The organism is Enterovibrio norvegicus DSM 15893, assembly GCF_900115495.1.
GTDB lineage: Bacteria > Pseudomonadota > Gammaproteobacteria > Enterobacterales > Vibrionaceae > Enterovibrio > Enterovibrio norvegicus.
Window position 1 is genome coordinate 25,823 of record NZ_FOWR01000002.1, and the last position, 14,294, is coordinate 40,116.

A 14,294-nucleotide genomic window follows, 5' to 3' on the forward strand; every position below is an offset into this window, starting at 1 on the left:
GTTCCTTAGCCATGTCACAATAAGTAGATTGGAGAACACTGGATGAATACCCTACTTAGATCTGTAGCAAAGAGAGCATCTGTACTTGTTTTGGCCTTAGCTGCCAGCATGGGTGCAATGCTTCCGAGCACCGCATTTGCAGAAGGCGAGCGTTTCGTTATGATCAGCCACGCGCCTGATTCAGACTCATGGTGGAACACCATTAAAACCGCGATTAACCAAGCGGGTGAACAGTTAGATGTAAAAGTGGAATACCGTAACCCACCATCAGGTGACTTAGCGGATATGGCACGTATCATCGAGCAAGCTGTGGCATCGAACCCACAGGGGATCATCACCACCATCGCGGATTATGAAGTGTTGAAAGGCCCACTTGAGAAAGCGCGTAAGAAAGGCATTCCAATTGTTACCATGAACTCTGGCACGCATCAGCAAAGTGAAGACTTGGGGGCTATCCTCCACGTGGGTCAACCAGAATACGATGCGGGCTTTGGTGCGGGTAAACGTGCGAAGAAAGACGGCGTGAAATCATTTGTTTGTGTAAACCACTACATCACAAACCCAGCTTCTGTAGAGCGCTGTCAGGGCTTCGCGGACGCATTAGGTGTTGAGTTGGGCAGCCAAATGATCGATGTTGGTCAGGATCCAACCGGTATTGAGAAAAAAGTACAGGCCTACCTTCGTTCAAACCCAGATACGGGTGCGGTTCTGACGCTCGGCCCAACGTCTGCACACCCAACATTGCGTGCGCTTGAGAAAACACGTCAATTAGGCAAAGTCTACTTCGGTACGTTTGACCTAAGCAGCGAAATCGCGCAAGCAATCAAAGATGGCAACATCCAATGGGGTATTGACCAACAGCCGTTCTTGCAAGGTTATGTGCCAGTGATGGTACTGACTATGTACAACCGCTATGGCATTGCACCGTCAAACAACATCAACTCTGGCCCTGGTTTCGTAACGAAAGAAAACGTTGCACAGGTTGAAGAATTGGCGGGCGAGTACCGTTGATTTTAGCGACGAGTGAAAGACACGGTCGGTTGTCGCTTTTTGATGAGCGACCGTCTCTTTTGTCGGTATGTTTGTTTGAACCCACCGCGAAGGAAGAGGGCTTGCTCGGTTCCTTCGCTGTATCCCTTGCTGTCATTGACCTGTATGAATAACAGGAAATGCTCAATTACACGTCACAAATAACAACTTAACTCGGGGATTGACGCCCTCTGACAGTATCTAGCTGAAATCAATTTCATTATCATTACCTGAATACTGCGTGATGTAGTATGAGCAGATGAAATGGAACATCGTTATCGAAAGGAATATCGGCAGGAAGGTATATGACAGTCAGTAAAGAAAACAGAGACAATCAATCACCTTCATTTCCACCGAAGAAAAAGCCAAAGGTTACTGTTGTTGAAGTTGCCGAAGCGGCAGGTGTTTCTGTCTCTGCGGTCTCTCGCGCGTTTAACCCTGACGCCAGCATTTCTCGCCCTTTGCGTGAGAAAGTGTTTAAGGCGGCAGCGGCACTGAATTACAAACCTAACCGACTAGCACGAGGTATAAAGTCTCGTTCGAGTTTGGTTGGCATATTGATGACAGACTTTAATAACCCCTTCTATCTGCCTATTTTGTCTCGCTTTACCTCTGAAATTCAAAACAGGAGCTGCCATAGCCTCCTGATCCATGTTGATGGCGATATGGACATTCAAGAAGCTGTTGAGCTGGTCATGGAATACAACGTTGATGGTTTGATCATTACGTCTGCGAGCCTTCCAAAAGAGCTGGTTGATGCGTGCCGTTCACAGAACACTCCGGCGGTTATTTTCGGCCGAGATTCCAGTGAAAACAGTGTCACGGTTGTAAGCTGTGACAATGTCTTGGCAGGCAACATGGCGGCAGACATGTTATTAGATGCGGGTTATACCAAACCAGCGTTTGTTGCGGGTCCTGTTGGCACATCCGCTACCATCGATCGCCAACGCGGTTTCATCAGTCGCTTGATGGAGCGAGGCTGCAATCAATGGCAAGTTATCGAAGGGGGTGAGTTCAGCTACGACGCTGGGTATGACGCTACGCTTCGTATGTTTAAGAGTGTAGAACGTCCAGATGCCTTGTTCTACGCCGATGACATCATGGCGTGTGGTGGTATGGACGCACTGCGTTATGACTTGGGATTGCGCGTGCCTGAAGACGTGGGTGTGATGGGTGTGGATGATATTCGTTTGGCAAACAGTCGTTCCTATGATCTATCGACTATTCGTCAACCAAACGAAGAAATGATCCAACGTACAATAGATGCGTTGTTTGAACATATTTCTGATCCGCATTTACCACCGCAATCTATTACTCTGCCGTGTGAACCGGTTGAGCGAGGCTCAACGAAGAAGAGCAAGTAAGCGACAATACTGGTAGCATACGCCCCGGTTTTTCTCTTAATTACGCTTTATATGAATCCGACTTTACGCTATCTAAATGGTTACCCCGAGCACCTGACTTCGCAAGTAGAGCAGCTTGTTGAGAAAGGGACGCTCGGCGCATGGCTTAAACAACGTTACCCGCATAACCACAACATAACGTCTGAGAAGGCTCTGTATGATTATGTGGTTGGCATAAAAAACCAATACCTGAAAAAGTCTTCACCGCTGAGCAAAGTTGCTTACGACGGTAAGATTCACGTGGTGAATAATGCTCTAGGGTTACACAGCTTTGTGTCCCGGGTGCACGGTGGCAAACTAAAAGCAAAAAACGAAATTCGTATTGCTTCTATGTTCAAAGACGCGCCTGAGGCTTTCCTTAGAATGTTAGTGGTGCATGAACTTGCGCACCTCAAAGAGAAAGATCACAACAAGGCGTTTTATCAGCTTTGTTGCCACATGGAGCCGGATTACCACCAATTCGAATTTGATGCGCGCTTGTATCTGATCCATTTGGAAAGCGAGAAGCAAAAATAACAATTCGCTGGAAAGCACAAAGCACAAAGCAGCAAACAGAAAAAACGCGCCTTATTGGGCGCGTTTTTGTTTGTTAAAACCTGCGATTAACCGAGTGAAAACTTCCCCACAATGTCATTCACACTGCGGGTGATTGACGTTAAGCCGCTTGCTTCTTTTGACAGCGTATCTGCGCCCGACGCCGTATTTTTCGCCAATGTGTTGAGTTCATCTAAAGATTGGTTGATGTTCACGACGACGGCATTCTGTTCTTCAGCAGCAACAGCGATTTGATTGTTCATGTCACGAATGCTCGCCACAGACTCGGTAATCGACACAAATGCTTCTCGCGTTTTGTTGGCTTTCTCAGACGTATCCGAGGCTTCTTTCGTGCTAACGCGCATCGAATCCACAGAGCGTTTAGATTCACTTTGTAAACGCAATATTAACTCTTGGATCTCTTCGGTGCTTTGCTGCGTTCTGCTTGCAAGGTTTCGCACTTCATCCGCAACCACCGCAAACCCGCGTCCTTGTTCACCTGCACGCGCTGCCTCAATTGCAGCATTCAGCGCCAGCAAGTTGGTTTGCTCTGCAATACCGCGAATAACTTCAAGGATACTTCCTACGTTCTTGGTTTCATTTTCCAAGTTTTCAATGATTTCACTCACATCACCCATGTTCGTCACTAAAGAGTCGATACTGGCACGGGTCTGATCAAGCACGGTTTGGCCTTGGTGAGCATGGCTGTCTGCTTGATTGGCTAATTCTGATGCTTGTTGCGCGTTTTGAGAAATGTTGTCCACGGTTTGCGTGAGTTCATGCATGGCTTTTGAGGTTTGACCTAACTGATTGGCCTGAGACTCTGAGTTACTTGCGGTGTCTTTTGTTACGTCAACCAAGGTATTCGAGGCCCCGCTCAAGGTGTCGAGAGATGTCCTTAACTGGGTGACGATGTCGCGTAAGTTTGTACTCATGTCTCCCATAGCAGCATAAATACCCGTGGCATTTTTCGTGTTTGAAAAATCTTGGGTGAGGTCGCCTTGTGCAATGTTACGCGCCATGTTTTCAATGTTTCGCGGTTCTCCCCCAATCGGCATACGGATCGCTTTCGCTACCATGATGCTAAGAATAATCCCCACAACAATGGCAATGGCTGATGCGATCATGACAAATTGAACAGCGGCTTCGCTATCACTTTGAGCCTCAGGGCCAAGGGTGTCCTGTGAACTTCGGATCGACGCTTTAAAATCACTTAAATTTGTGGTGACTTGAGGACCAATCACATCCAAGATGTTTGAAATGCGATCGTTGCGCTTAATAATGATATCTGCGGTGCCTTTAAGCGCAGAAATATACGTGCGGTGTGCTTTTGAAAAGGCGTCAGAGCGTTGAATATCAGCTTGAGATATAGAAATGCGCTTAAGAGAACTGAGAGGCACGAGAAGGTTGTTCAATTCCGATAATGAACGTTTTAGGTCTGCTTCTGAATTACTGATCAGGAATTTCGCCGCAAACAATCGACCGAGCAGAAGCTTCTCTTGGATCTGTGATGCATAGTAAAGCGGTTCGACCGCCCCCATCAGCTCCGCGTCTTTGATCACTTCTGTCATTATCTGACGCATCTGCAGGCCATTAGGATCAAGTTGGCTTGAGACGAGCGCATTACGGTCTTGAAAGTCTTTCACTACCAATGGAAACGTTTGGCTGTATGTTTGCAGCAGTTTCTTCGATTCTTCGAGCTCAAGAATACGGTCGGGGGCTGTCTCATGAGAAAGGATAGAGTCAATGAGTGTGTCTATTCGGGCCATATCCGCTTGAACTTTCTCAACCTGAGCGGCGTTTTGATTCTTTAAGAACTTTAATACGCCAAGTCGGGCACTCAGCAAGGTAGATTGTGCTTCGCTAGCTTCATTGGAGCTGCGCGCAAGCCCACGGTAATCGGTAAAGTTCTTGTACCCTTCAGAAAGCCCACTATAGCCAATAACAGACACCACGAGTAGCAAGGCAAGGACGGCAGAGAACGAAATCGTTAACTGTTGCCCCAGTCTCAAGTTACTTAGCATTGATACTTCTCCCCAAAGACAATCCAAACATTACGAAAATTAATTGACCTATTAACAATTAGCTCAAAAATGAGTCATACACTATGCCATTCCTTTAATTTCGCGGGGTGTGGATAGACTTTTGATATGCGGAATGGCCTTGTCGATAATATTGTCGCGACATCGAAAAAATATAACCTACTGTTTTATATTGATTTAAATTTGTTGAACTGATGGCTATATGGCAAACAAGTAACATTACTACATTGGTTGATGGCGGGGATGCTGGATGACTAAACAGTCATACGCATTTTGTCTAATTTGAGTTTGGGCTTTCGATGTTTTCTCACGCTACAAAGTCGGCATTTTAATAGCGGCTTTAAATTTTCATGCTCGAATGTCAAACAAAACACCTTTGTCGGCATGGCCATTTTCATGAGCAAGTATTCACCTTTGCCTCATTTTTACTCATTCTTATTTCATCTTACTTTCCATTACAAAATCAAACTAACCTAAAAAGTTTCTCATTCTTCGGCGTGATTATTAAACTAACTTGCGTGTCAAACCTTGCCATAAGGCGTCTCGTCATTAATTCTCACGTCTCAAATGAGACTAATTTATTGTTAGTAATCTCTAATATTAGACATTCTTAATTGTGGGTATGAATGTGTAAATTAATTGGCGATTCTAGCGTTTAAATTAAATTCAAATACCACGCTTACGAAAAACGTAATGCAGTCTTTATCTAAAGGGTTTTAGATTATGCGCAGATTAGTCAGTTTATTTTCATGGGTATCAGGTTTATTCATGATGCTCTCTCTTGGAAACAGTGCGTTGGCAAGTGACACTCCTCAAGGTTGTATTGTGAGTCTTGAGACGGGTGCTGAATATTGTTTGCCTGTGGGTAAACGTTCAGGCTATTCATTACCAAGCTGGATTCGCTCTCATGAGGTTTATGTGCAAGCAGAAGAAGGTACCGCAGTGATGTTGTCTGACTGGGACAACTTGTCTTATAACCGTCTCGCGGTATTTGAAGGCACAACAACGAACCGTGAGTTGACTAATGTTCGTGCTTACAATGGTCAAAATCTCGATTTTTCTGCGCCACGTTCAATGCGTGTTGTCGCAAGCAACAAAAAACTTGGCTGTATTGTTAGTAAGCAAACGGGCGACAAGTACTGTCTACCTGTTGGCAAGCGCTCAGGTTATTCACTACCAAGCTGGATTTACGCACACGAAGTTTACGTGCAGGCGTCTGAAGGTACTGGGGTGATGTTGTCTGACTGGGATAACTTGTCATACAACCGTCTTGCCGTGTTCTCTGGCACTGTTGAAAACAACAAAATGACAAATGTTCGTGCTTACAACGGGCAAAACCTCGATTTCTCATCTCCACGTTCAATGCGCGTTGTTGCGAACAGTGCACCTTTGGGCTGTATCGTCAGTCTAGAAACAGGTGAAAGATACTGCCTACCTGTAGGTCAGCGCTCAGGTTACTCCCTACCGAGCTGGATCAAATCGCACGAAGTGTATGTTGAGCCGTCTGAAGGTACTGCGGTAATGCTCTCAGATTGGGATAACCTTTCTTACAATCGTTTGGGCATTTTTAACTGCGCGACACCGAACCGTCAGCTAGAAAATGTGAAAGCACGTAATGGTCAGAACCTCGATTTTTCTACCCCTCGTTCAATGCGTGTTATTGCAGGTACCACAGCTTCTGACCAAGTGATTAAAGGTACAGCAGGCGATGATGTGCTTTATGGTTGTTCGGGTAATGACACCATTACAGGTTTTAACGGCAATGACACTATTTACGGTGGTGCAGGTAATGACACCATCAATGGTAGCAATGGTGATGATGTTCTCCATGGCGGCTCGGGCAACGATAAGTTGTTTGGCGCGGGTGGTAATGATGCGCTTTACGGTGATGCGGGTAACGATGTCCTCCAAGCTGGTTACGATGATGATATCGTGATGGATGGTGGCACGGGTCTCGACCTTTACATTGGTAGTGAAGGCAACGACACCATGTTCTTTGACCAAGAAGACTTTTCGAATACAGCCTTCCTGACTCAAAATGGCAATATTTATACGGGCGACCGAGGTTTTGATAAATTAGTCGTTAATAGCGACGCTAACATCGATTTCTCGGGACACTCCTATTTCCAAGATGGCCGTAATCCAGGCGTTAAAGTGATCGCACAAGTTGAAGCTATCGTTGCTAATGCCGGCAATCAAACAGTCACCGTCAATGCCAACTCGGTTTTCTCACAATCTGATGATATTCAGATTGAAACAAACGTTAACCCAGGTGATTGGAAAGGTTTTGTCGCTTACTTGGGTTCTGGTAATGATACATTGAATGTGGAAACGGGCATTTGGCAATACAATGCAAGCGCTTCTGCGTCAGTCACGCTTTCTACTGCCATGATCGAATTCATGGGACTGAGCTTTGCCCAAGTGACTGAGCTACGTGCTTACGTTTTCACTTATGCAGACAAAAAGATCACCGTTTGGAGTGATGCAGAGTTCATTCAAACTAACGGAAACAACATCTAGTATTTCGAATTAGCGAATATGGCCCAACACGAGTTCGTGTTGGGCTTTTTTATTTTCAGTGCACTGCATCTAGGTTTATAGGCTGTTTTTTTGTGAAAACCGCAGGGACTGTAAAATTCTGACTATTTTTCTAGTCTCATTATCACGGAAATACGATTGGGTGGGTCAAAAAAATAGAGAAATTGAAGTATGAGTAAGGACTTAAAAATAGACATGTCTGTATACATTATTGGATTTTAGGTTGTCAAAATTATAATATTTGTTCTTTATCACACTTCTACAGTCAATACTCATTAAGTGATAAGGAAAAGTGATTTATGTGTTTCACAATGGAAACGTGTGAAATTAATATGAATCATTCTTTATTGGTACTTTTGTTCATGCATCGCTCGTTATGGTTAGGCTGTGGAATTAGACCCTATCCCTGAGATTACGCTGATCATCTCTTCTATCTATTGTAAGACACCTCCTCATCGTAAAAACTGAGCTGAACAAACAAGAGTTCAATTTTACACCTCTCTTAGATGAGACGTGAATTTCTAACTAAGTTCAGGTTGCATAAGCAGTGTGATGTCGGTGGGTGATAACCACTCCTGCTTTTTGACCAAATGAACACAGTCGAAAATAGAGGATGAAGTGATGTCGAAGATTACAGGGACTAGCGGTTCAGATTTTTTGTACGGTTCAGGCGCGTCTGGCGAAAACCTCCTAATGAACGGTGATTTTGAAGCTTGGGGTGACGATGGCAACAGAAAATGGGGACTGTTCGCTGACAATCAAGTTGCTGGCTGGTATACGCCGGGCAGCATGTCAATTGAGCTTCAACAGGGCTCTTTCGGTGGCACGCCATACACACCTTCTAACAACACTGTTCTAGAGCTTGATTCAACCGGTAATACATGGGTTCAACAAGACATTGACGTGACGGAACTGGCAGAAGATGGCGACGTTTCTTTAAGCCTGTCTTTTGACTATGCAAACCGCTACAAAGGCGACAACCACGCGACGAGCCAATTCGAAGTGAAGGTGATGGATAACGAAGGCAACGTGCTTTACAGCAAGTACTTCGACAACACCCAATCTAATGAAAGCTACCAAAATTTTGAGGTCGATTTCTCTGTTCCTGCTGGCACAGATGGCATTTCACTTCGCTTTGAAGGTAAAGGCCAATCTGACAGCTACGGCGCATTGATCGACAACGTATCAGTGTCTCAATCTGAAACGGGCGATCTTGACGACATCATCAACGGCCTTGAAGGTAACGACACGATTCACGGTGGTGAGGGTGACGATACGCTCATCGGCGGCAATGGCGACGATACCATCGAAGGTGGTGAAGGTGCTGACACAATTTACGGTAACGACGGTGTGCACGGTAACGGTGCACGTGAACTACTTATAAATGGTGATTTTGAAGATTGGGGTGATAACGCAGGCAACAAGTGGGGCTTGTTCCATGATCACCAAGTGACGGGTTGGTATACACCTGGCACTAACCTGATTGAACTTCAACAAGGTCAGCATGGTGGCACGGCTTCAAACAGCGGTTCTAACACTGTGCTGGAACTAGACAGCCACAGAAATACGTGGGTTCAACAAGACGTTAATGTTCAAGGTTTGTCTTCAGACGGCGATGCGGTTCTTGAGCTTTCTTTTGATTACGCAAACCGTTACCGCGGCAGCGACACATCAACCAGCCAGTTTGAAGTAAAAGTCTTCGACCAAGAAGGCAAAGTCATTTACAGCCAGTACTTCGACAACACGCAATCGAACGACCACTACGAGTCATTCACGGCAGATGTTGTTGTGCCACAAGGTGTGGACTTCATCTCTATCCGTTTTGAAGCGGAAGGCCGCTCAGACAGCTACGGTGCGCTGATTGACAATGTGTCACTTCAACAAAAAGTGAACAATGAAACAGACAACGACACCATCAATGGCGGCGCGGGTAACGATACTATCTACGGCGAACACGGTGATGATGTTATTGACGGCGGTACAGGCGATGACACCATTTTTGGTGGTACTGAGTTAAGCCAAACATTCGACCTACGTCATCAAGATGGCGCAACCATCTACGACGTTAAAGGCGAAGGTACTGTCACCATCAACGTGAGTGATTTCACGCACAGCGCAGCTTACAACAACAGCATTGGCTACTACGTGATTGATGAAAACGGCAACGTTGTTCGTGCAGCTGTTATCGCTGATAACGTGAAGAACATTTCTGAACTGTCTGTTGATATCGATGTGTCTGGCGGTGAGTCATTCGGCATGTTCCTTATCCCTAACGGCGACCGCGCAGGTTTTGATGTGGGTGAAGTGACGCTGAACTTGTCCGGGACTAGTTCAACCGTTTCACAAGGTTCAAGCAGCTCTGTTGTTTATGTGGCGAATGCTGCTGAAAACGGCGACGGTAAAGACCACGAAACGGTTAATGGCAACACATCTGGCTGGGAAGATTTGTGGAACTTAGGTGACCGTGATTTCAACGACACCACATTCACTATTACTGTTTCTCAAGAGCAGAATTTTAGCGACAACGACACCATCAATGGTGGTGAAGGTAACGACTACATCCACGGCGGTGACGGCGATGATGTGATTCGTGGCGACGAAGGTAACGACAACCTGATTGGTGGCCAAGGCAACGACACCATCTACGGTGGAGCTGGCGATGATGTTATCAACGGTAGCCAAGGTGATGACGTTCTTTACGGCGGTGATGGCGACGATAAACTGTTTGGTGCGAGTGGTGATGATTCATTGTACGGCGGTGCAGGTAATGATGTTCTACAAGCTGGCTTTGAAGACGATATCATCATGGACGGTGGCGAAGGCCAAGACCTTTATATTGGTAGTGAAGGTAATGACACCATGTACTTCGACCAAGATGACTTCTCTGATTTATCGTTCCTAACAGCAAACAAGACGATTTATGTTGGCGACCGTGGTTTCGATAAGATCATCGTTGATGGCGATGCAAACATCGACTTCTCTGGTAAGTCATACGGTGTAATATCTGGTCCTAAGCCGATTGCACAAGTAGAAGCTGTTGTTGCGACAGACGATGGTGATCAGACGGTGACGGTTAACGCATTTGCGATTGATGCGCAGTCTGATAACTTCCAAACTACGACAAATGTCGATCCAGGCAACTGGGACGGTTTTGTGGCTTATTTGGGTGAGGGTGATGACACGTTTAACCTTGAAGCTTTCAATTGGGATTACGAAGCTGATGCTGCACCTTCAGCAGAGCTTTCAGCAGAACAGATTGCCTTTATGGGATTGACTGACTCACAAGTGAGTGAATTGGATGCGTATGTGTTTACACAAGGTTCTAAAGCCATCACGATTTGGACGGATGCGGAAAACATCCTGCAAGACGGTGATGATATTTTTAGCCTAACCTAATACTAATACCTTCATAGATAAATATTAAAGCCCAGCGAAGTGCTGGGCTTTTTATTGTTTTCTGGTTTCTTTAAGGTGCCGTTTCGTTAATGGGTTGGTGTTTTTTGTGGTGTTTTTATTTACCGGGTATTGTACGGAATAATTGGAAGTGCTAAGTGAACCATTTGTCGACGTTTGAATGGGTGTTTATAACGGTTCTTATTAATCCCATCGTGTTATTATCAATATAAATCAGTACCCTATAACTCGCTAATTTAGCGTCATCTATATCCCTTTTCTTTATTTTTAACTGTTATGTCCATTTTTCTTGCTTTCTATATCTAATTTATTTTTGTTTTTAGTCTATTCCGACAGTTGCTGGTGTGTATTCTTGGTATAGGTAATCTATGCAGTGTGCCTAATTATTTTTTCAAACTGATACTTTACTCATGTTTATATTGGTACTTCATTGCTCAACCTGAAAGATCTTATTAATTCAAGCAACTGACTTTGCTATGAACCTGCCCCAAACCCATTGTTTAACGATGTCTTATCTATAAAACTGTTGTCACAGCAAGCGTGATATGAATGTTAGCTATCCCAAATATAAGTGCTGCATTGTAAGCAGGGCTGTTTATTGAAGATGTATGACTGTCATTCGTTGGCGCGCATAAGACAGACAAGTGAGGGCAAAGGAAATGGCAGATATTAACGGTACGTCTAACGCAGATACACTATACGGTGACATCGGTAATGGTGATGATTCTAAAAAGACTGGCGCAATGTTCGTGATGGGCGCTGACTTCACCATGGACAGCGGCAACTTCCATACTTGGTCGTTTCCACCTAAATTGAACTTCACGGGCTCAACGACTGATGTCACTTTTAACGATGACGATGGCCAGCTAAATGGCGATGATCGTTGCAATGAGCGCTCTGATGACAAATCACAAACCGTTGATATCGGTGGCCAAGAATATTCTGCAAACGTGGATTTCAGCCTCAAATACTGCGACAGCGATGGCAACATTTATACGTTTGCGATTGTTGATATTGACGCAGATGGCAATGGCCATCATTACTGCAACACGGGTGAGAACGGCAAGATCCTAATCCAAATTGATGGCCCAGAGATCACAGGTGACACAGACCTTTCTTTGGTTCCAAACTCTTACCAAAATGTTAGCAGCCTTGACTATGCAGACATCACTGAGCCTCAGCCAGTGGATCCAGCAGACCTGAATGACACCATTGTTGGTGGTGACGGCGACGACACTATCTTTGGCCTGAAAGGCGAAGATCATATCTCCGGTGAAAACGGCAATGACAAATTGTACGGCGGTGATGGTGATGACATCATCTACGGCAACACGGCCACGCCTAATTTTAGCGAAGACCCAAGTGTCACAGTCTTCCAGATGGGTGCAGATTTTGATATGCCGGCTGGTGGTAATTTCCACACTTGGTCTTTCCCGAAAGATCTGTCATTTGACGGTGGTTCAACAGACGTTACATTCCAAGACGACGATGGCGTTTTGAATGGTGATAACTACTGCAACGAGTACTCTGACGATAAATCACAGACCGTGACTATTGACGGTAACACGTACCCAGTGAATTTGGATTACACCCTTAAGTACTGCGATTCTGATGGCAACGTTTATACCTTTGCCATTCTAGACGTTGATTTGGATGGCAACGGCCATCATTACAACAACTTGAATGAAAACGGCAACCTGTTGCTTCAACTCGACGGCCCAGAAATCACTGACGCTACCGATTTGTCACTTGTTCCTCATTCATACAAAAACATCAATGAATTGGATTACGATGATGTTGCTAACGCGACAACACAAAAATCTAACGACAATGATTACATTGATGGCGGTGCAGGTAATGACACCATCTACGGTCAATGGGGCGACGATGAGATTTACGGTGGCGAAGGCAACGACACCATTTACGGTGGACAAGAAGCAACCGAAACCATTGAAACCGACCCGACCGCAAGCGTGTTCATCATGGGTGATGATTTCGAAATGCCATCGGGCGGTAACTTCCACACGTGGTCTTTCCCTCAGAAACTTGCATTTGACGGTGGCACATCAGAAGTGACATTCCAGGACGACGATGGCGTACTGAATGGTGACAACTACTGTAACGAATACTCTGATGATAAGTCGCAGTCTGTCACGATTGATGGCAACACTTACGCGGTTAACTTGGATTACACGCTCAAGTATTGCGATGCGGCAGGTAATGTTTATAAGTTCGCGATTATCGATGTGGACTTGGATGGCAACCGCCACCACTATCACAACCTCGGTGAGAACGGCAAAATCCTTCTACAAATCGAAGGTCCAGAAATCACCGACGCGACAGACTTAACGCTGGTTCCTCACTCTTATGAGAACCTTCGTGACCTTGATTACTCTGAGTTTGCTGAAACGACCAAAGAAGTGTTTGTTAGTGACAATGACACCATCAGCGGCGGTGACGGTGACGATTATATCCACGGCGGCGACGGTGATGACCTGATCAACGGCGACGAAGGCGATGATAATCTTATCGGTGGCCTCGGTGATGACACTATCTACGGTGGCGCGGGCGATGACGTTATCAACGGTAGCCAAGGTGATGACATTATTTACGGCGGTGACGGCGATGACAAACTGTTCGGTGCGAGCGGCGACGATTCATTGTACGGCGGTGCAGGTAATGATGTGCTTCAAGCGGGCTTTGAAGATGACATCATCATGGATGGTGGTGAAGACCAAGACATCTACATTGGTAGTGAAGGCAATGACACCATGATCTTCGACCAAAATGACTTCAACGATGCTGACTTCTTAGCTGAGCACAACAACATCTATGTGGGTGACCGTGGTTTTGACAAGATCTTTGTTGATGGCGACGCAAACATCGACTTCTCTGGTAAGTCATATGGCGTAACGTCAGGGCCTAAGCCAATTGCACAAGTTGAAGCTGTTGTGGAAACGAGTGTGGGTGACCAAACTGTAACGGTCAATGCGTTTGCAATTGATGCTCAGTCTGATAATTTCCAAACCACCACTAACGTTGATCCAGGTAACTGGGATGGCTTTGTGGCTTACTTGGGTGAAGGTGATGACACCTTTAACCTTGAAGCGGTTAACTGGAACTACGAAGCAAATGCAACAGTATCCGCTGAACTGTCTGCCGAACAGATTTCCTTCATGGGCTTGAGCGATGCTCAAGCGAGTGAATTGGATGCATATGTGTTCACACAAGGCTCTAAATCAATCACGATCTGGACGGATGCAGAAACTGTTTTGCAAGATGGTGAAGACATCTTCAGCATGTAATTGCCTCCAGCAATAACGAAAAAACCCGC

The 14,294-nt window shown here is 45.4% G+C and carries 7 protein-coding genes; 6 read left to right on the forward strand and 1 reads right to left on the reverse strand.

Annotation, left to right across the window (positions count from 1 at the left end; all coding sequences use genetic code 11):
• Window positions 1-42 precede the first annotated feature (42 nt).
• The 3 genes from BM082_RS01550 to BM082_RS01560 all read left to right on the forward strand — a co-directional run bounded on the left by BM082_RS01550 (window position 43) and on the right by BM082_RS01560 (window position 2,948).
• Window positions 43-1,011 carry a sugar ABC transporter substrate-binding protein gene (locus BM082_RS01550; RefSeq protein WP_241810402.1) on the forward strand — a complete coding sequence of 323 codons (969 nt, stop codon included), beginning with the start codon at window positions 43-45 and terminating at the stop codon, window positions 1,009-1,011.
• A gap of 323 nt (window positions 1,012-1,334) precedes the next feature.
• Window positions 1,335-2,393, forward strand: a complete 1,059-nt coding sequence (locus BM082_RS01555; RefSeq protein WP_074924989.1) for a LacI family DNA-binding transcriptional regulator — start codon at window positions 1,335-1,337, stop codon at window positions 2,391-2,393.
• 51 nt (window positions 2,394-2,444) lie between these two features.
• Entirely contained in the window at window positions 2,445-2,948 is a 504-nt protein-coding gene (locus BM082_RS01560) for a M48 metallopeptidase family protein (protein WP_017010767.1), read from the forward strand.
• An 86-nt stretch (window positions 2,949-3,034) separates the two neighbouring features.
• Here BM082_RS01560 and BM082_RS01565 read toward each other — a convergent pair whose 3' ends face one another.
• A complete protein-coding gene (locus tag BM082_RS01565; RefSeq protein WP_074924991.1) occupies window positions 3,035-4,990 on the reverse strand; it encodes a methyl-accepting chemotaxis protein in 1,956 nt (651 codons plus the stop codon).
• Between the two features lie 786 nt (window positions 4,991-5,776).
• Here BM082_RS01565 and BM082_RS01570 point away from each other — a divergent pair.
• From BM082_RS01570 to BM082_RS01580, 3 genes are all read left to right on the forward strand, one after another.
• The gene (locus BM082_RS01570; protein WP_017013902.1) at window positions 5,777-7,528 is read left to right on the forward strand and encodes a calcium-binding protein; all 1,752 of its coding nucleotides are present in this window, start codon (window positions 5,777-5,779) and stop codon (window positions 7,526-7,528) included.
• A 639-nt stretch (window positions 7,529-8,167) separates the two neighbouring features.
• Window positions 8,168-10,942 (forward strand): calcium-binding protein, encoded by a 2,775-nt coding sequence (locus tag BM082_RS01575; RefSeq protein ID WP_017013901.1) that lies wholly within the window; start codon window positions 8,168-8,170, stop codon window positions 10,940-10,942.
• A gap of 677 nt (window positions 10,943-11,619) precedes the next feature.
• Window positions 11,620-14,265, forward strand: coding sequence for a hypothetical protein (locus tag BM082_RS01580; protein ID WP_017016367.1), 2,646 nt, complete (start codon window positions 11,620-11,622; stop codon window positions 14,263-14,265).
• The last annotated feature ends 29 nt before the right edge of the window (window positions 14,266-14,294 follow it).